16 protein-coding genes and 4 tRNA genes are annotated in these 18,655 nt (G+C 42.3%); 8 read left to right on the top strand and 12 right to left on the bottom strand.

Annotated elements, in window-relative coordinates; genetic code table 11:
• From FTU70_RS04915 to FTU70_RS04890, 6 genes are all read left to right on the top strand, one after another.
• Nucleotides 1-343, top strand: a 343-nt coding sequence (locus FTU70_RS04915; RefSeq protein WP_180060172.1) for an RNA-guided endonuclease TnpB family protein, incomplete at its 5' end; no start/stop codon positions are given.
• A gap of 362 nt (nucleotides 344-705) precedes the next feature.
• A tRNA-Phe gene (locus tag FTU70_RS04910) sits at nucleotides 706-781 on the top strand.
• A gap of 134 nt (nucleotides 782-915) precedes the next feature.
• A tRNA-Phe gene (locus tag FTU70_RS04905) sits at nucleotides 916-991 on the top strand.
• A 331-nt stretch (nucleotides 992-1,322) separates the two neighbouring features.
• Nucleotides 1,323-1,823 carry a hypothetical protein gene (locus FTU70_RS04900; protein ID WP_256732317.1) on the top strand — a complete coding sequence of 167 codons (501 nt, stop codon included), beginning with the start codon at nucleotides 1,323-1,325 and terminating at the stop codon, nucleotides 1,821-1,823.
• A 325-nt stretch (nucleotides 1,824-2,148) separates the two neighbouring features.
• Nucleotides 2,149-2,883: a class I SAM-dependent methyltransferase gene (locus FTU70_RS04895; protein ID WP_154320240.1), complete on the top strand. Its 735-nt coding sequence runs from the start codon at nucleotides 2,149-2,151 to the stop codon at nucleotides 2,881-2,883.
• 98 nt (nucleotides 2,884-2,981) lie between these two features.
• Entirely contained in the window at nucleotides 2,982-3,377 is a 396-nt protein-coding gene (locus FTU70_RS04890; RefSeq protein WP_004974410.1) for a hypothetical protein, read from the top strand.
• Between the two features lie 105 nt (nucleotides 3,378-3,482).
• Here the strand turns inward: FTU70_RS04890 and FTU70_RS04885 are convergent, their stop codons facing one another.
• The 3 genes from FTU70_RS04885 to ompR form a co-directional block, all read right to left on the bottom strand.
• Nucleotides 3,483-5,006, bottom strand: coding sequence for an acetyl-CoA hydrolase/transferase family protein (locus FTU70_RS04885; protein WP_180060170.1), 1,524 nt, complete (start codon nucleotides 5,004-5,006; stop codon nucleotides 3,483-3,485).
• A 308-nt stretch (nucleotides 5,007-5,314) separates the two neighbouring features.
• Complete coding sequence (locus FTU70_RS04880; RefSeq protein WP_004974413.1) at nucleotides 5,315-6,775, bottom strand: ATP-binding protein; 1,461 nt, start codon at nucleotides 6,773-6,775, stop codon at nucleotides 5,315-5,317.
• Nucleotides 6,776-6,943: 168 nt separating this feature from the next.
• Nucleotides 6,944-7,708: a two-component system response regulator OmpR gene (gene ompR / locus FTU70_RS04875; protein ID WP_004974415.1), complete on the bottom strand. Its 765-nt coding sequence runs from the start codon at nucleotides 7,706-7,708 to the stop codon at nucleotides 6,944-6,946.
• A gap of 347 nt (nucleotides 7,709-8,055) precedes the next feature.
• On the opposite strand from ompR, the gene FTU70_RS04870 reads away from it, so the two are divergent.
• The gene (locus FTU70_RS04870; RefSeq protein ID WP_096901295.1) at nucleotides 8,056-10,407 is read left to right on the top strand and encodes a Tex family protein; all 2,352 of its coding nucleotides are present in this window, start codon (nucleotides 8,056-8,058) and stop codon (nucleotides 10,405-10,407) included.
• 88 nt (nucleotides 10,408-10,495) lie between these two features.
• Here FTU70_RS04870 and FTU70_RS04865 read toward each other — a convergent pair whose 3' ends face one another.
• The 4 genes from FTU70_RS04865 to FTU70_RS04850 form a co-directional block, all read right to left on the bottom strand.
• Nucleotides 10,496-10,807 (bottom strand): hypothetical protein, encoded by a 312-nt coding sequence (locus tag FTU70_RS04865; RefSeq protein WP_019838218.1) that lies wholly within the window; start codon nucleotides 10,805-10,807, stop codon nucleotides 10,496-10,498.
• A 99-nt stretch (nucleotides 10,808-10,906) separates the two neighbouring features.
• Complete coding sequence (locus tag FTU70_RS04860; RefSeq protein ID WP_004974421.1) at nucleotides 10,907-11,203, bottom strand: hypothetical protein; 297 nt, start codon at nucleotides 11,201-11,203, stop codon at nucleotides 10,907-10,909.
• Nucleotides 11,204-11,402: 199 nt separating this feature from the next.
• Nucleotides 11,403-12,290: an SDR family NAD(P)-dependent oxidoreductase gene (locus FTU70_RS04855; protein WP_004974423.1), complete on the bottom strand. Its 888-nt coding sequence runs from the start codon at nucleotides 12,288-12,290 to the stop codon at nucleotides 11,403-11,405.
• 307 nt (nucleotides 12,291-12,597) lie between these two features.
• The gene (locus FTU70_RS04850) at nucleotides 12,598-13,875 is read right to left on the bottom strand and encodes an O-acetylhomoserine aminocarboxypropyltransferase/cysteine synthase family protein (protein ID WP_004974425.1); all 1,278 of its coding nucleotides are present in this window, start codon (nucleotides 13,873-13,875) and stop codon (nucleotides 12,598-12,600) included.
• 281 nt (nucleotides 13,876-14,156) lie between these two features.
• On the opposite strand from FTU70_RS04850, the gene ettA reads away from it, so the two are divergent.
• Nucleotides 14,157-15,818, top strand: coding sequence for an energy-dependent translational throttle protein EttA (gene ettA / locus FTU70_RS04845; protein WP_004974427.1), 1,662 nt, complete (start codon nucleotides 14,157-14,159; stop codon nucleotides 15,816-15,818).
• Between the two features lie 128 nt (nucleotides 15,819-15,946).
• Here the strand turns inward: ettA and FTU70_RS04840 are convergent, their stop codons facing one another.
• The 5 genes from FTU70_RS04840 to FTU70_RS04820 all read right to left on the bottom strand — a co-directional run bounded on the left by FTU70_RS04840 (nucleotide 15,947) and on the right by FTU70_RS04820 (nucleotide 18,624).
• Nucleotides 15,947-16,288, bottom strand: coding sequence for a hypothetical protein (locus FTU70_RS04840; RefSeq protein ID WP_004974430.1), 342 nt, complete (start codon nucleotides 16,286-16,288; stop codon nucleotides 15,947-15,949).
• 153 nt (nucleotides 16,289-16,441) lie between these two features.
• A tRNA-Glu gene (locus tag FTU70_RS04835) sits at nucleotides 16,442-16,517 on the bottom strand.
• A gap of 36 nt (nucleotides 16,518-16,553) precedes the next feature.
• Nucleotides 16,554-16,629: transfer RNA gene (locus FTU70_RS04830), tRNA-Ala, on the bottom strand.
• A gap of 57 nt (nucleotides 16,630-16,686) precedes the next feature.
• Complete coding sequence (gene gltX / locus FTU70_RS04825) at nucleotides 16,687-18,195, bottom strand: glutamate--tRNA ligase (RefSeq protein WP_096901292.1); 1,509 nt, start codon at nucleotides 18,193-18,195, stop codon at nucleotides 16,687-16,689.
• 141 nt (nucleotides 18,196-18,336) lie between these two features.
• On the bottom strand, nucleotides 18,337-18,624 hold the full coding sequence (locus FTU70_RS04820; protein WP_154320244.1) for a hypothetical protein: 288 nt from the start codon (nucleotides 18,622-18,624) through the stop codon (nucleotides 18,337-18,339).
• Nucleotides 18,625-18,655: the final 31 nt, after the last annotated feature.

Here is an 18,655-nt window from a genome sequence, read left to right as displayed (position 1 = left end):
ACATGCAGCCATCTTCGTTGGCAATGTGAATGCCAAAGCATTAGCACAAACCAGATTGGCTAAATCAGTGCTAGATGCCAGTTGGACAACACTAAGAACCATGCTCAAGTATAAATGCGAGAACGCAGGGGTATGTTATGAAGAAGTCAATGAAGCCTATACCACCCAAACTTGTTCGTGCTGTGGCTCACGCTCCAGTAGTCCGGAAGGTAGAGCAGGACTTGGAATAAGAGAATGGCAGTGTGTGGAGTGTGGTACGCTCCATGATCGGGATGTAAATTCCGCACTGAATATTCTTGCGCTCGGACATGAGCGTCTAGCAGTAGGAATCTCCGTCCTTTAGGTCGGGGAGGATGTCAACTAAATCCTATATTGTTTTTTGTGCTTGCACAGCCACAATTTTTAGCTAAGGTTTAAATAGCTTTGCGTAGGCATCTTCCTACTTTGGCAAGACCCAAAGTAGGCAAAAGTCTTTTGTTACCCATACACGACATCCTTGTCGTGATGGGTAACGTGGGGCATCCGTGCCCCACATTCGCGTATCGGAAGTTTGTCAAAATTTAATTGGAAAAGAACTCATTTTTAAATTTTTGGGTGATATTTCAGCAGAAATAGAATGAGGTTGCTGTAAAAGTAAACATTTGCACTGAAAAGCGAAAAAGACTATTGACGATTTACAGCTGAAACTGTTTAATACGCGTCATTGGCGTGATAGCTCAGTCGGTAGAGCAACGGATTGAAAATCCGTGTGTCCCCAGTTCGATCCTGGGTCTCGCCACCATATTCAAAACGGTTAAACGTTTTCAATCCCTGATCCCATCAGGGATTTTTTTTGCATAAAATTTATGCGATCAAATAAAAAAGTGATGATTTTTATTGACTATTCAGCCGAGATGCGGCTTAATACACGGCATTGGCGTGATAGCTCAGTCGGTAGAGCAACGGATTGAAAATCCGTGTGTCCCCAGTTCGATCCTGGGTCTCGCCACCATATTCAAAAAGCCTCAAACACTGTTTGAGGTTTTTTTTTCGCCTCTAGGTTGGTCATAGAGAATTATAATTACATGCAAAGCGCATTAAAATTCCAAGAAAAATTGCATACCCATAATAGATTTAAGAAAGTGAAAAAGGCCGTTTATCCGAGTCAAGGTGAGCCAAAATTGATTTTCAGGTAGGCTATAAAACGTATACGGTTGCAGTGAAAAATTTTTTTCTTGCATGGTGTAAAACTGCATTGTCCTGAAATTACGTTGCGAGACAAGTTTATGAAATTTATAAAAATATATCCTTTGCTGCTGATATTGGGCTGTCCATGGAGCATGATGGTCCACGCGGATGACGCGGTGACCTTACCCACCCTGCACGTACTGGCCGAGCCAGAGTTACGTACAGAAACCGGGATTGTGCCGTATCAGAATGATGAAAAAAATCTCCGTGCTTTACAGCATCAAGTTATTCGTAATTCACGTGAAGCACAAAACTTTATGATCGACAGCTATGTGGTTGCCAATCTGGAAATTCAGCCCTTACAAGCACAACCCGACCTAAATTCGTTATCGCCCTTTCTACAACAGTATGTATTGAGTATTGCTCAGGGTTTACAGTCGAGTGATCCTACACAAGGCTTGTATATTATGTTGCAACCCTTTGGTATAAACCGTAGCAACAGTATGCAGCATATTGATCGTAGCAATAGCAACAGTATGCAGCCCATCGATCGTGATATGCATATACAGCTCGACCTGAAAAATGTCAGCATTGGTACGATTGAACCTTCTATAAATAATTTTTCTGTACCTGAGCTACCGACACCGAAAAAGTAATCATTTTTCTTTTGAAAAAATCCTTAGCTTTGCCAGCGAAGCCTATATTTGCCGCCGCGAGAAAGTGGCAAATGCCTGCGCAGTTGAAAATTGGGGCTGTTTTCAGCCTGTGAGCTAGTCATGTTCTTCAGAGATCATTACTCCGTTATATGCTCAGCCAGTCGGGAACCACCGGGTCAGTTTTAATCCTGCCCAGAGCTGGAAATTGGCTCCATACGATGTTAAATATTATCAATTGAATGATCAGCGGGTGCTCATTGCCCAGACCAGTTTTAGAATTGATCAGGTCATTGATTAAATTTATAAATATTATGAGCATCGTTAAATGAAAGATCTGTTTTCTGATGACAGCTTGCGCTATAAACAGGCCCGTCCGGCTTATTCTGCAGAAATTGTCCAGGAAATTTTAAAGCATGTACCTGAACGAACTTTTGCCTGGGATTGTGGTGCCGGTTCGGGGCAGTTTACCCAGTTATTGGTACCACATTTTCAGCAGATTTTAGCCACAGATTTAAGTCAAGCACAGTTGGATTTGGCACCGCAGTGGGCAAATGTGAGTTATCGTATCTGCTTGGCGCAAGACAGCGGATTGGCAGATGCGAGTGTGGATTTAATTACCGTTGCACAAGCGATTCACTGGTTCAATTTTGATGCCTTTTATGCCGAAGTGCATCGGGTGCTAAAACCGAGTGGAATATTTGCTGCGGTGGGCTACGGTCTGATTCAAGCTGTAGATCCTGAGGTGAATACCGCAATTCAACGCTTGTATTTTCAGACCTTAAAAGGTTGTTGGGATGCTGAACGTCGTTATATTGATGACTTATATCGCACGATTCCTTTCCCATTTCAAGAAATCGTGACACCCGAACTTTGCCTGAAATATCGTTGGTCGGCAGCACAATTGCTGAATTATTTAAACACTTGGTCGGGACTGCAGCATTATTTAAAGCAACATACTGATACGCCCTTGCTTGAATTACAACAATTGTTGCAGCAGCAACCTGCTCAGGGCTTGGAAATTCAGTTTCCAGTTTTGCTGCGTTTAGGTCGCTTGGTATAAAAAGTCAATGTATTGAGTGATTTTTGAACTTAAAATATAAGTTGGTGAAAAAAGGATGTTTCTCCACAGGTGTAATTTACCTATGTGCGAGGTGTCCAATGTTAAAATTTTCTCTCCCTATTTTATTCAGTCTTGCGCTGAGTCTCCCTGCGACTGCTTTTGCCAATCTTGATCAGCCTTTACAGGTCTTGGATGATTGTGCATTAAGTGCAGAATATGGGCAATCCAACAGCTTAAATTTGCTGCATGATCAATACCGTTTTACCGCGCAAGATGTGGTAAATCAAGTTCGAGCTGAACAAAACCTAGACTTAGCAAGCAAATTTGCAACTTTGGGTTCTCGTTTTTATATCAACCCGCAAGGTCAAACTGTGCTGCAAATTCAACGTGATGTGGTGTCTTTGGGTGTGATTGAAACCACACTCAGTGTGGATGGTTTACGCCAGTTAGGGCAGCATTTTATAGATGAATTTAAAGCTTTGGCATTTGAGTAAAATGGAGTGCGTTGTCGCAAATGACCTTGTGACAATCTAAGACATAAAAACTTAAGACATAAAAAAACGCCCTGAAAAATCAGGGCGTTTTTTATTGCACGCGAATTATGCTGGTTGCGCAGATTCTTGTTGTGCAGGAGTCAACATGTGACCGTGTTCTTCGAAGTTTGCATGCCAAGATAATGCTTCACGAAGTAGGTGAGGAGTGTGACCACCTTTTGCACATGCACGCTCAAAGTAATCATTCAATGCATTGCGGTACATTGGGTGTACACAGTTGTCGATAATCGCACGAGCGCGTTCACGTGGTGCAAGACCGCGTAAATCTGCTAAACCTTGCTCAGTAACCAAAATGTCAACGTCGTGTTCGTTGTGGTCTACGTGCGCAGCCATTGGAACGATAGATGAAATGTCACCGCCTTTCGCAATTGATTTAGTCACGAAAATCGCCAAGTGTGCGTTACGCGCGAAGTCACCTGAACCACCAATACCGTTCATCATTTTGGTACCGCATACGTGGGTTGAGTTCACGTTACCGTAAATATCAAACTCAAGTGCAGTGTTAATGCCAATGATGCCTAAACGACGTACTAACTCAGGGAAGTTAGAGATTTCTTGTGGACGTAAAATGAATTTGTCTTTGTAGTGTGCAAGATTACCAAATACGCGATCGCCACATTTTTCAGACAAAGTCATTGAACAGCCAGAAGCGAACTTCATTTTGCCTGCATCAATCAATTCAAACGTACAGTCTTGGAGTACTTCTGAGTACATCACCAAGTCTTCAAAGTTAGAGTGTTTGAAGCCTGTTAATACTGCATTTGCAATTGAACCGATACCTGCTTGTAAAGGTGCCAAGTTTTTCGGTAAACGACCTTGTGCTACTTCGTTTTCAAAGAATGCGATCAAGTGATCTGCAATTGCTTGAGTTTCGTCATCTGGATCGGTCACGTTAGATGGAGAGTCAAGCAAGGTATCGTTAAATACAATACCCACAACTTTTGCAGGGTCTAACTGAATACCTTTGGTTCCAATACGTTGTTCAACGTGAGTTAATGGCACTGGACCACGTGTTGGACGTGCTTCAGGAATATAAATGTCGTGTAGGCCTTCAAATTCTGTGCTTACAGTGGTGTTGATTTCGATAATGACTTTATCTGCATATTCAACAAAGCTTGCAGAGTTACCTACAGAAGTTGTTGGAATAATTAAGCTGTCTTCAGTAATTGCAACTGCTTCAACAATCGCGATGTCTGGGCGTTTTAGCGTGTTGTTACGCATTTGCTCAACAGTTTCAGACAAGTGTTGGTCAATGAACATAACTTGACCTTGGTTAATTGCTTTACGCAAGGTGTTGTCTACTTGGAACGGCATACGACGAGCCAAAACACCTGCTTCAGTCAATTGCTTGTCTAAATCATTACCAAGACTTGCGCCAGTAATTAAGTCAATTTTTAAAGGGTTGGTTTTAGCGCGTGCCACCAATGCAAGTGGAACAGCTTTTGCTTCACCCGCACGAGTAAAGCCACTCATACCTACGGTCATACCATCTTGAAAGAATTCAGCAGCTTGTTCTGCGCTGATTACTTTGTCGTGGAGGGAGGCTAAACGGATGCGATCTAAAGACATGGCGAACTCTCGTAAAATACTAGACTGATACCGATTGTACCGATCAAAAAAGGTATTTTGCATAGGTGTTAGGCTAAGGTCTAATTTTTTGCCTAAATGGTGGTATAAAAATATAAAATAATACATAAATAATTGAATTTAATCGTTTATTTATATATCAAAAGGTAAATATTACAATTTGTTTGATATATTTTTATACAATTTTGATATGCACCATCTGAATTTTTTACTTTGATCGTCCATCCGATTTGCTGTTGGTCTGAAATTGGTATATAGCAAGCCAGATAGAGATCAAAAGCGTCAGCCGTTTAGAAGTGTTCACTCAAACTTTGTTTGATTTTTTCCAGCGTGCCAACATTATTTTTTTCTTCAACGATTTCAGGTTGTAACGGCAGGGTAATGATGGCTTCAAGACCACCGTGTTCACGGTTTTGAATGGTGAGCTCGCCCTGATGAATATCGACAATACGTTTTACAATTGCCAAACCTAAGCCACTGCCTTGTACAGTACGTGCTTCATTGCCGCGTACAAAAGGCTGCATTAAATCGGCAATTTGGTCTTCTGGAATGCCTGTACCGTTGTCTGCCACGCTAATCCGAATGTGTTCATCCAGCACTTCTGCAGACAACTCAATTGGCTCTGCACCATAGCGTTTCGAGTTATTAATCAGGTTGCCAATCAGACGTTTCAGCGACAAACTGCGCGCCTGAATTAAAGGTAATTCTTGTGCGTTAAAGCGAATATCCAACGGTTTAAATTGAATAATCAATTCCTGCAGCAAAACATTTAAATCGGTTTCTTGTAATTCTTCATCGGAACCATCACGCATATAAGAAATGAATTGATTTAAAATCGCATCCATATCTTCTACATCGTAAATTAAGCCTTCTTTTAAAAAATCATCATCGGGCATCATTTCGGCACTTAAACGAATCCGTGTCAGTGGCGTGCGCAGGTCGTGTGAAATACCTGCCAACATGATACGACGGTCACGTTCAGTCTGTTCCAAGGTATAAATCATGTGATTAAAGGCTTGGTTGACCTCACGAATTTCCTGCGGACCGTGATTGGTTTCTAAATAAGGTGCTTTGCCTGTTTTACTGTAGCTATTGGCGGCATTTTGCAGACGACGCAAAGGACGGTTCAGCTGACGTACTAGAGTTAAAATAATTGCTGCAGCTAACAGTGGAATACCCAAAAGCCAGCCAAAGACCAATTCAGGGCTGTAGTTGGCATAGGTTTTAAGGGGTTCACGTACCCAGTTGCCATTCATTTCTGGGGTTTGAATCCAAATACGCGGGCTTGGTTTGAACTGGAAATAGACCGTGACATCCTGCATTTTTAATTCAGTTGCCAGTTTCTTTTCTATTTGTTGGGTAAAAAACTCTGCAATGACTTTTTCCCGTACATTAGGAAACTCACGTGGATCGGTTACATATTCAATGCCGACCCGATTTTTAAGCCACGCATCGACATCGACTTCGGCTTCATTGTGAAAAATGCGCAAATCTGGATTGTTTAAAATTTCCAGTTCAACCGCTAAATAGCGGGCGTGTTGTTGAATTTCAGGTAAATACAAGGTGCGCCAAAAGAACCACAACGACATAAACAGGCTAAACAACACCACAAAAACCACCAGTACCGTGGTGCGCATGGCTGCAGAGCGTGGTTTGATTTTGTCCAGAAAACGCTCCCAGCGGGTACGTTTCTTTTCAGAATACGCCACATAGTCGGTAAATTCTTGTGGGTCGATGGGTTCGAGTTTCACATCTTGTCCTGTGGCAGAGGTTGTAAAGCGAATTTAGTAAGTGAAATTTTATGATGAATATACTTGTTATTGGAATGTCTGTTCTTTAAATCTAGCACAATGATCGGTGTGCATAAATGTTGATCATTGCATGAAGATGTGAGGCTGAAGCCTCACATCATTTTCAACTTATTCCGCACCATCTGGAACAAATACATAACCGACACCCCAAACCGTTTGAATATAACGTGCACGGGCAGGGTTTTCTTCAATTAAACGACGTAAACGTGAAACCTGAACATCAATCGAACGCTCCATCGCACCCCATTCACGACCACGCGCCAAATTCATTAACTTGTCACGGGTTAAAGGCTCACGAGGATGTTGTACCAACGCTTTGAGTACTGCAAATTCACCTGTAGTTAGGGTCACGACCTGACCTTCACGTGTCAAAGTACGGGTCGATAAATCTAGTGACCATGGGCCAAAACCAACCACTTCCATTTGCTGACTTGGTGCACCTGGTACCTCGCGCACTTGACGACGCAATACAGCACGAATACGCGCTAACAGCTCATTTGGATTAAACGGTTTTGGTAAATAATCATCTGCACCTGCTTCAAGTCCTGCAATACGGTCAGAGTCACTGCCGCGAGCCGTCAGCATAATAATTGGCGTGTCGATGTTAGATTGACGTAAACGACGGCAAATACTTAAACCATCTTCAACAGGCAGCATAAAATCAAGCACGATTAAAGAGAACAGTTCACGCTGTAACAAACGATCCATTTGTGTCGCGTCGTGGGCAGTTTTGACCACAAAGCCCTTATCTTCCAAGAAACGCTGTAACAGGGTACGTAAACGCACATCATCATCGACAACGAGAATGCGTTCAACGCGGTCAGTTTCGCTGTGTACGGTATCTGTTTTTTCAGCAGGTACAACTAAACTCATGATGTGCTCCTTTATTCTTTATTGTCATCGTAAACAAAAAGTTGAGTTGGCTTTGAGTATACGATTCATTGGTATCTATTGCCTATGCTCTAAAGCAACAAATATTGCAGATAAAATCAAGACATAGATACCAAATATATACAGCATTCCCATGCGAAAAACTGACATATTTGTCCGTTTGAGTCTAACATAAGCCTGAATTTTATTTAGATTTATAAAATTTAGCCGAATTGGCAAAAATCGCCAAAAAACCACCATTTATAAAATTCATAAAACAATTGTGGATTTTATAGTCTTGGTCTTTATAATCATGGCTTTTAGTACTTATCCTTGTAGGATCACACACGATGACTGACTTAGTTCAGCAGTTAGCAAAAGAACTTGCCGTACGACCAAATCAAGTAGAAGCTGCCATCAAACTTATTGATGAAGGTGCTAGCGTTCCATTTATTGCACGTTACCGTAAAGAAGTGACGCAAGGTTTAGATGACACGCAGCTACGTCAGCTCGATACACGTTTATCGTATTTACGTGATTTATATGAGCGTCGCGAAAAAGTAATAGAATCACTCAAAGAACAAGATAAATTATCTGATGATTTATTGGCACGGGTTAACGCTGCTGAAACCAAAAATGCTTTAGAAGAAATTTACGCGCCTTACCGTCCAAAACGCACCAGTAAATCGTTTAAAGCTAAAGAAGCAGGTTTAGGCCCAATTGCAGCGCAAATTTTTGCAGAACAGGTTGAGCCAAGCGAAGCTTTAGCAGGCTTTAGTCATGCAGACTATCCTGATGCAGACAGTCAGCTAGATGCGGTACAACACATTCTGATTGATGAATGGGCACAAAATATTGCCTTAACCACAGAATTAAAAGAAATTTTTGCCAAAACAGCGGTATTAAAAAGCTTGGTTGCTTCTGAAGAGAAAAAAGAAGTGGGCAAAAAATTCCGTGATTACTTCGATTTTTCAGAAAACCTCAACAAAGTGCCTTCACATCGCCTATTGGCGATGTTGCGTGGTCGCCAAGAAAACGTCTTGGGTTTAAAAGTTGATGGTGAAGACAGTGCACCTTTGGCACGTATTGAAACTGAATACAATTTAGATCAAATTCAGCCGCAAGCACGTCAGGACTTTTTAAAGCAAACGGCAAAATTGTTCTGGTTGGGCAAAGTGCGTCCACAAATCGAACATTCATTATTGACTGAAAAGCGTTTGGCTGCCGAAGCTGAAGCGATGGATGTCTTTGCAGAAAACTTGCGTCATTTATTGCTCTCTGCACCTGCAGGTGCGCGTTGTACGCTGGGCGTAGACCCTGGCATCCGTACAGGTGTCAAACTGGCTGTGGTGAACCAATCTGGCGATGTGGTTGCACATAGCACGGTTTATCCATTTGCACCTAAAGAAGACAAAGCAGGCGCGATTGAAGAACTTGCACGTTTATGCCGTGAGCACAATGTTGATTTAATCGCGATTGGTAACGGGACTGCAAGCCGTGAAACTGAAGCGGTTGTGGCAGAAATGATGGCGGCGCACAGTGACTTGAAATTAACACGTGTGTCTGTATCTGAAGCGGGTGCATCTGTGTATTCAGCTTCTGAATTGGCATCGCAAGAGTTGCCAGAACTAGATGTGTCGATTCGTGGTGCAGTGTCGATTGCACGTCGTTTGCAAGACCCATTGGCAGAGTTGGTAAAAATTGATCCAAAATCAATCGGTGTGGGTCAGTATCAACATGACGTGAATCAGGCAGGTTTAGCAAAAACCTTAGAAGCTGTGGTAGAAGACTGTGTGAACTCGGTCGGTGTCGATGTCAACACGGCATCTTCAGCAATTTTGGGTTATATCGCAGGTTTGAATAAAGCCATTGCACAGCAAATTGTTGAATACCGTAAAGAACATGGCCGTTTTGACAATCGCCAAGCTTTGAAAAACGTACCGCGTTTAGGCGAACGTACTTTTGAACAAGCAGCAGGTTTCTTACGTATTCAGGCAGGTTCTGAGCCTTTGGATGCTTCTGCAGTGCACCCTGAATCTTATGGTTTAGTAGAAAAAATTGTGGCTGCCAAAGCGACCACGGTTAAAGATATTATTGGTAATACTGAAATTATCCGTTCGGTGAATGCTGAAGAATTTGTGGATGAGCAAGTCGGCTTACCAACTATTCAGGATGTTTTGTCTGAATTGGAAAAACCAGGTCGTGACCCACGTCCTGAATTCCGTACGGCTAAATTCCGTGAAGATATTACTGAAGTGGCGCAGTTGACTGAAGGCATGCAGCTTGAAGGTGTTGTAACCAACGTGACCAACTTTGGTGCTTTCGTGGATGTGGGCGTACATCAGGATGGTTTGGTGCATATTTCTGAGTTGGCCAATGAATTTGTGGCTGATCCGCATAAAGTGGTGAAACCAGGTCAAATTGTTCAAGTGCGTGTGTTGCAGGTTGATGTAGAGCGTAACCGTGTGAATTTATCGATGCGTCCTGAAGGTTCGGCTGCACCTGCAAAAGCAGCGCGTGCACCACGTCGTGATCAAGAACAGCGTACAGAGCGTAAGCCACAAGCGAAACGTCCACAGCAGTCACGTCCTCAGACTGAGCGTCCACAAGCGAAAAAACCACAAGCCGCTAAACCACAAGAAAATAAAATTGGTGGTTTAGGTGCATTGTTGTTACAAGCAGGGATTAAAGGTTCGAAGTAATTTTGAATTGCTCTAACAAAAAGCTCCCGAAATTCGGGAGCTTTTTGTTTTGCAGGAACATTTTTATATACAGATTTTTTGATGGATTTTAAATCAACGGTACAATCCAACTCACCAAAATCAGCATAATTCCCAAATGTCCAAGTTTACGAGTCACTGCGACTAGTTTTGACGGTGGTGCTTCAAGTTGGCGAGCATATTCCTGAAGATTTAAACCTTGTGAGGCTTTGCTGCTAAATAAAAATACGCCCAAATCAATACAAATTAAAATCGTGCCGACATCGGCAACAACCTCTAAAAGTTCATATTCTTGCTGATAAAGCGCCGTTGCAACCTGATAACTCAGAAACAAGGCAAAGGCAAAACAGCCATACTGTAAAATGAGGGCCAGTGCTCGCATAATCCATTCAAAATACTTAAAACAGCTGTGTTATAGCATAAAAATGCGGTGCAATTGAATGTTTTGTTATGGTTGAGATTGTGGATCTTAAATAAGCAATTAACGGATTAAGCCTTGCAGAACAAAACTTGTGGCAATACTGCCTGCTGCCAATTTAGACATGAAATAACTGTAATTAGAAGAGGCAGAAACTTCGGACATCGCACCAGATGAATGCGACATGGACACGGCAAGTTGGCTGCGATAGCCCAATTCGACTAACAAGACCACCAGGCCTGTCAGTGTCATCACTTGAAATGTGTCTACATGATTGCGCGTAAGCTCAGTATATAAGTGATAAAAACTTAAGCCCGCAGCAGAAAAACAAAATAGCTTAAACAGATACAGAGTTTTCATGTGTTGTACCTTTCATTATTGTAATGTCATTTTGAATGCTATTTCTTAAACCAATATTAAAATCACATGAAAAGTTGCGGCTGCACAATTTAAAAATTGTTGAAGTGATGTTGTATTGTTGTGCGCTGTTCAACCTAAGTTGTAAAAACAAATAGGCGACCCGTAGGTCGCCTAAAGCAAAACTTGAATTGTGTATAAATTACCAGTGTTCACCTGGGAACAAGCGCGCATACGCTTTTTGTACCCAGTTCAGTTTTTGCTGCTCGCCCACAGAAGCGGTAGAGCTTGGGAATAAGTTATAACCAATCGACATGAGTTTGTTGTTAATGTCTGGTGCAATCGCATAAGTGATTGAAGCCAAACGACCCAAATGTGTCGCAATTTTCTTCGGACGTTTCACAATCGCATAAGCAATTAAATCTGCCGCTTGCTCAGGTGAAAGGGTGGGCACGTACTTATAAATTTTGGTTGGTGCGATCATTGGGGTACGAACCAATGGCATATACACCGAAGTAATCGCAATTTTGTGTGTATGCGCTTCTGCAGATAGACAGCGACTAAACGCATCCAATGCGGCTTTAGATGCCACATAAGCCGAGAAACGCGTTGCGTTGGCTAATACACCAATCGAGCTGATGTTGATGATGTGACCATCTTTACGGTGCATCATCTGCGGCAAAATATTAAGTACCAAACGCACAGCACCAAAATAGTTGAGCTGCATGGTACGTTCAAAGTCGTGGAAACGATCAACCGACTCATGTACTGCACGACGGATTGAGCGGCCTGCGTTGTTAATTAAAATATCAATATGATCGACAGAGGCAAGAATTTGTTGCGATACAGCATCAATAGAGTCCATATCGTTTAGATCACAAGGGAAAACTGAAGCCTTGCCACCACGTGCTTCAATTTCAGCTTTGACTTGTTCGAGCGTTTCCTGAGTACGTGCCACCAAAAGCACATGCGCACCTGCATCGGCTAGCTTATGTGCCACGGTTAAACCAATACCACTCGATGCACCTGTAATAAGGGCAACTTTACCATTTACACGCTGTTGAAAAAGTTTCTCTAATTTTGGCTTCACGCTAATATTCCTGATTTAGATTCCTGAGTTGTCATTTTTATTGAGATTGACGATTCAAATTTCAGACTGAATTTGAACTGTTTTACTTGGCTTTATGATAGCCGATTGCACAAAAAAAGCTATGGAATAAGTGGTTGAATTTAAAAATGAATTTAGAGTAATTGCTCTATTTTTGTGAGCTGTATATCTTTATTTTTACCATGAAATAAAGCTAATGCAAAGACATACAAAGAAAAATTAAAATAAAAAAGCATCCTGTTGAAATTAATCAGCAGGATGCCAGTACAAAGTTTGAACTGATGAGTTTTTATACGGCTGCTAAAGCTTGCTCTAAATCGGCAATTAAGTCATCGGCATGTTCAATCCCGATGGATAAACGCACCATATCTTCACTCACACCAGCCGCTTTGAGTTCATCTGCACTCAACTGACGGTGAGTGGTGGTTGCAGGGTGGCAAGCCAGACTCTTGGCATCGCCAATATTGACCAAGCGTGTGAATAATTGCAGTGCATCAATAAAGCGGGTTCCGCCTTCACGGCCATCTTGCACACCAAAAGACAGAATTGCAGAAGGTTTGCCTTTCACATATTTTTGTGCCAACGCATGTTGCGGGTGATCTTTCAAACCTGCGTAATTGACCCATTTCACTTTTGGATGTGCCTGTAAATATTCCGCTACTTTTTGCGCGTTTTCAGTATGGCGTTCCATACGCAGGCTTAAGGTTTCTAAACCTTGTAAAATTAGGAATACGTTATGCGGGCTAATCGCTGCACCTGTATTGCGTAGTGGTACTACACGTGCACGTGCAATAAATGCTGCAGCGCCTAAGGCTTCTACATAGTTCACACCATGGTAACTTGGGTCAGGTGTATTTAAGGCTTTAAAACGCTCAGGATATTTGCCCCAAGGGAATTTACCGCTATCGACAATAATGCCGCCAATAGACGTACCGTGACCACCAATATATTTGGTCAGTGAGTGAATGATGATGTCTGCGCCAAAATCAAATGATTTTTGCAAGACAGGCGTGGCTACAGTGTTATCCACCACCACTGGAATGCCGTATTCGTGCGCAATTTTCGCAATCGCTTCAAGGTCAATAATATTGCCCAATGGGTTACCAATGGATTCTACAAAGACCAGTTTGGTTTTGTCATCAATCAGGTCGCGTAAGCTTTCAGGCTGTTGATAATCGAAGAAACGTACTTCAATGCCTTGTTTAGGCAAGGTGTGGGCAAATAAGTTGTAAGTACCGCCGTATAAAGTTGATACTGAAGCAATGTTATCGCCTGCTTCGGTAATGGTCTGAATTGCGTAGGTAATTGCAGCCATACCCGATGCTAAAGCCAATGCGCCAATCCCGCCTTCAAGTGCTGCAACACGTTGCTCCAATACTGCAGTGGTTGGGTTCATAATACGGGTGTAAATATTGCCTTGTACTTTTAAATCAAATAAATCGGCACCATGTTGCGTATTATCAAAGGCATAAGAAGTGGTTTGGTAAATAGGCACAGCCACGGCTTTGGTGGTTGGTTCTGGGCTATAGCCTGCATGAATGGCCAAAGTTTCGTCTTTATAGGTCATGTTTACTTCATCTTCGTGAGTTAAATTGGTTTGAGTCTAGCACTTTTAAATATGAAAGAAAGTGTAAAAATGCTGCAATATTTAGCTGTAAATTTGATATAGCAGGCAAAAAGTCCTGTGCTTATCCGCTGATCGCTAGAGTTGTAACAAAGCATGCAAGATGTTTGTGGTGTCTTATTTTTTCTCCGTATTCAGGTATAATACCCGATTATTTTTTCGCTCATTAGAGCAGGGGCTGCTCATCTGAGCCCCAGATTTGGTTTTCTATTGAGGAGTCCTACGTGGCCCAATATATTTATACGATGAACCGAGTGTCGAAAATGGTTCCGCCTAAGCGCGAAATCTTGAAAGACATCTCCTTATCATTTTTCCCAGGTGCGAAAATTGGTGTGCTTGGTTTAAACGGTGCAGGTAAATCGACTTTGCTCCGTATTATGGCGGGCGTAGATAAAGATTTCTCTGGTGAAGCTCGTGCACAGCCAGGCATCAAAATTGGTTATCTTGAGCAAGAACCACCACTAGACCCGAGCAAAGATGTACGCGGCAACGTGGAAGATGGTGTGCGTGAAGCTTTAGATGCTTTAGAGCGTTTAGACCAAGTTTTTGCAGAATATGCAGATCCAGATGCAGATTTCGACAAACTTGCAAAAGAGCAAGAGAAGTTAGAAGCGATTATCCAAACTTGGGATGCACACAACCTGAACAATCAGCTTGAACAAGCAGCGGCAGCATTAAATTTGCCAGCTTGGGATGCTGATGTTAACAAATTATCGGGTGGTGAGCGTCGTCGTGTGGCTTTATGCCGTTTGTTATTGTCTAAACCAGACATGCTGCTTCTAGACGAGCCGACGAACCACTTGGATGCAGAATCTGTATCTTGGTTAGAGCGTTTCTTAAAAGACTTCCCGGGTACGATTGTGGCAATTACCCACGACCGTTACTTCTTGGATAACGTTGCAGAATGGATTTTAGAACTTGACCGTGGACATGGTATTCCATATCAAGGTAACTACTCTTCATGGTTAGAGCAGAAAAATAACCGTTTAGAGCAAGAACAGAAGCAAGAAGAATCTTTTGCTAAAGCCTTGAAAAAAGAATTGGAATGGGTACGTTCCAATGCGAAAGGCCAGCAAAAGAAAAACAAAGCGCGTATGGAGCGTTTTGAAGAGCTTAACTCGCGTGAATTCCAACAGCGTAACGAAACTTCTGAAATTTATATTCCACCTGGCCCACGTTTAGGGAACAAAGTGGTGGAAGTGGAAAACATCAGCAAGTCATTTGGTGATCGCTTACTTTACGAAAACCTTTCCTTTACTGTGCCGCCTGCAGCGATTGTGGGGATTGTCGGTCCAAACGGTGCGGGTAAAACGACTTTATTCCGTATGATGACTGGCGAGCAGCAACCTGATACGGGCAGCGTGACTTTAGGTGACTCGGTAAAAGTGGCTTATGTCGGTCAGATTCGTGACACTCTAGATGATGACAAAACTGTTTGGGAAGAAGTTTCTGGAGGTTTAGACATTTTGAAAGTGGGCGATTATGAAATTGCATCGCGTGCTTATATTGGTCGCTTTAACTTTAAAGGTCAGGATCAGCAAAAACGCGTTGGTGAATTGTCGGGTGGTGAGCGTAACCGTTTACAACTGGCAAAAATTCTACAGCAGGGCGCAAACGTGATCTTGCTGGATGAGCCATCAAACGACTTGGATATTGAAACTTTACGTGCACTGGAAGATGCAATTTTAGTCTTCCCAGGTACAGTGATGGTGGTATCGCACGACCGTTGGTTCCTAGACCGTATTGCAACGCACATCTTGTCATTCGAAGATGAGCAACCAGAATTCTTTACAGGTAATTATACTGAGTTTGAAGAATATCGCCGTAAGAAATATGGTGATGATCTGGCAACCAAACGTAGCAAATACCGTAAAATTGGCGCTTAAGTCTAAAAACTTGAGTTCTCATTAAAAAAACCAGCCGAGAAGGCTGGTTTTTTTATATTTGCTCGATGATGTGGTCTTGTGATCAACCTAGCAACATTTTTCTTAATCTAGATGTAGACCAGTGAGGTTTAAACTTCCCACTCATGTGCACATTCACGGCACTTCCATTTTTTTTGTGACTGCATAAAGGCTTGCATAGAAATTTTGAAATCAGGCAAATCACGATAAAATAAGAAACCTGCAATTACACACAGCACAAATACCGCCACAGTAATGCTTTGTAAGGTTGTGCCTGCACCATCACCAAAAATCCACATGGCGATACTGATCAAGACAAGAAGTAATAAGACAAATACCGCTGGAATAAGCATCACCAAGCTTTTTGGCACCACAGGACGCGGTGTTGTTTGACCTGCCTGCGCAACAGGCATGATTTTTGGGCTTTGACATTTAGGGCATCGGTATTGCATTACAACTCCAAAATTCTAATCTGATCGTTATTCTAACCAAATGTACGGCAAATCAAAAACAGTCTGTCAGAAAACAGGGCAATAAAAAAGCCCAAGTCATTGCTTGAGCTTCTTTATAAGATGAAGATAAGTGCTTTATATTCATCTTGAATATGGCGTCCCTACGGGGATTCGAACCCCGGTTACCGCCGTGAAAGGGCGATGTCCTAGGCCTCTAGACGATAGGGACTTGATGAGGCAACACAGGTAAAGCCTTATTTAAACTTGGTGGAGTCAAGCGGGATCGAACCGCTGACCTCTACAATGCCATTGTAGCGCTCTACCAACTGAGCTATGACCCCAGTCTGTGTGAGCGCAATATTAGGGCTATTGCGCGCACACGTCAACAAAAAAATGAATTAAGCTGGATCAATTGCATCATTTTTCGGCAATTTGATGCTTTCATTCAGTTTTTCCCAGACTTTAACTTCTTTTTTGCTTGGTCCGCCAACCACTTCTAAGGCATGACGCAAACGCGCAAAGGTCAGGTCTGGACCAATGGTGACCATGGTTTGCATCACAGGTGTAGATGCGGTTGAACCTGCAATTGCAATAAAGAACGCAGGCATGAAATCACGCAATTTGATTTCCATTTGGTTGGCTAAATCCATTAGGGTTTGGCTCACCGTGTCGTTGTTCCAAGTAAATAGACTTTCTAAACGCCAAATTGCAAATTGTAGGCTTTGACGCACTTGTTCTTCAGACAGTTTTTTACTTTCAAACTGTTCCTTGCTTAAGCTTGGGAAATGGTTGAAGTAATGTGCAGACCAATTGACCGCTTCTGAGAGTAAATTAATACGCGGTTGAATCGCGGCAGCAATCTCTTCCAATTTGGCACGATCTGCTTTCCAAGCCAATAAGGTATCTAACAGCTCAGCAGGTGAAAGCGCTTTAATCCATTGACCATTCAGCCAATTGAGTTTTTCCACATCAAAGATAGGGCCGCCTAGTGAAACACGTTGAATATCAAAGTGTTCAATCATTTCGGCTAAGGTGAATTTTTCACTTTCATCTGGCATTGACCAACCCATGCGACCTAAATAGTTCAGCAAAGCTTCAGGTAATACGCCAATGTCTTTGTAGTAGTTGATTGAAGTTGGGTTTTTACGTTTAGATAATTTTGATTTGTCTGGGTTACGCAACAATGGCATGTGGCATAACACAGGCATATCCCAACCAAAATATTGATAAAGCAATTGGTGTTTCGGTGCCGATGGAATCCATTCTTCACCACGAATCACGTGAGTGATTTGCATCAAATGGTCATCGACCACGTTGGCCAAATGGTAAGTTGGCAAGCCATCTGTTTTCAGCAAAATTTGCATATCGACTTGCGCCCATGGAATTTCCACTTCACCGCGCAGCATGTCATTAAATTTACATACGCCTTCGGTTGGCACTTTCATACGAATAACATGCGCTTCGCCTGCCGCTAAACGACGCTGCACTTCATCTGCAGACAAGTTTAAACCACGACCATCGTAGCGCGGGCTTTCACCACGTGCTTGTTGTTCTGCACGCATTTGATCTAGTTCTTCGCTAGTAGCGAAGCAATAGAAAGCATGCCCTTGTTCAACCAATTGCAAGGCGTATTGCTTATAAATATCCATACGTTCAGATTGGCGATACGGTGCATGTGGGCCGCCGATATCTGGACCTTCTGCCCAATTTAAGCCTAACCAACGCAATGAATCCAAAATCATTTTTTCAGATTCAGGGGTTGAGCGCAGTTGGTCAGTATCTTCAATACGAAGAATAAATTCACCACCGTGTTGTTTGGCAAAACATAAGTTAAACAAGGCGATATACGCTGTTCCCACGTGCGGGAAACCAGTAGGAGAAGGCGCGATACGAGTACGAACAGTCATAAGCAAAAATTAATTCAAAATGTAAATTGCAACCATTATAACGAAAAAGCCCAAGTACTTAATGTTAAATTCAACATTCTGTACTTGGGCGTTTCAACTGCATTTGAAAAGGGGATCAAAGGCAGTGAATTTAATGCGGAGTTATGAGTTATCTTGCGGGAATAAGGCTTGTACAAAACGGCTAAAACGCTGATTTTGCAAGGCAAAGAAATTTTGAGTTGGAGCGACATGAATGGAAGTCAGCACTTTTAAATCATTATTTGATTCAAACTTTTGCTTGTCTGCCTGTTTTTGTTGGGTAAGGGCTTTTTCAATTAAAGACCCCTTTTCCGCAGTTAAATGGGTTTTACTTTCAGCAGATTTGATCACTGCACTGTGACCGACTGTACTTAAGCTGAGTAATACTGCGAACATGAGTTTAGATTTCATTTTGATTCCCCCTTTCCTTTATGAGTGAACT

Origin of the sequence: Acinetobacter sp. YH12135 (genome assembly GCF_013418565.1) — a bacterium.
GTDB classification, from domain to species: Bacteria; Pseudomonadota; Gammaproteobacteria; order Pseudomonadales; family Moraxellaceae; genus Acinetobacter; species Acinetobacter towneri.
Note: the sequence above shows the minus strand (reverse complement) of the source record. Positions and strands in the feature narration are given on the sequence as shown.

Bases quoted from the DNA above. Each gene is read 5' to 3' on its own strand.
- FTU70_RS04900 (WP_256732317.1), top strand. From the start codon at position 1,323: ATGGTCCACGCGGATGACGCGGTGACCTTACCCACCCTGCACGTACTG.
- FTU70_RS04895 (WP_154320240.1), top strand. From the start codon at position 2,149: ATGAAAGATCTGTTTTCTGATGACAGCTTGCGCTATAAACAGGCCCGT.
- FTU70_RS04890 (WP_004974410.1), top strand. From the start codon at position 2,982: ATGTTAAAATTTTCTCTCCCTATTTTATTCAGTCTTGCGCTGAGTCTC.
- FTU70_RS04885 (WP_180060170.1), bottom strand. From the start codon at position 5,006: ATGTCTTTAGATCGCATCCGTTTAGCCTCCCTCCACGACAAAGTAATC.
- ompR (WP_004974415.1), bottom strand. From the start codon at position 7,708: ATGAGTTTAGTTGTACCTGCTGAAAAAACAGATACCGTACACAGCGAA.
- FTU70_RS04870 (WP_096901295.1), top strand. From the start codon at position 8,056: ATGACTGACTTAGTTCAGCAGTTAGCAAAAGAACTTGCCGTACGACCA.
- FTU70_RS04865 (WP_019838218.1), bottom strand. From the start codon at position 10,807: ATGCGAGCACTGGCCCTCATTTTACAGTATGGCTGTTTTGCCTTTGCC.
- FTU70_RS04860 (WP_004974421.1), bottom strand. From the start codon at position 11,203: ATGAAAACTCTGTATCTGTTTAAGCTATTTTGTTTTTCTGCTGCGGGC.
- FTU70_RS04850 (WP_004974425.1), bottom strand. From the start codon at position 13,875: ATGACCTATAAAGACGAAACTTTGGCCATTCATGCAGGCTATAGCCCA.
- FTU70_RS04840 (WP_004974430.1), bottom strand. From the start codon at position 16,288: ATGCAATACCGATGCCCTAAATGTCAAAGCCCAAAAATCATGCCTGTT.
- gltX (WP_096901292.1), bottom strand. From the start codon at position 18,195: ATGACTGTTCGTACTCGTATCGCGCCTTCTCCTACTGGTTTCCCGCAC.
- FTU70_RS04820 (WP_154320244.1), bottom strand. From the start codon at position 18,624: ATGAAATCTAAACTCATGTTCGCAGTATTACTCAGCTTAAGTACAGTC.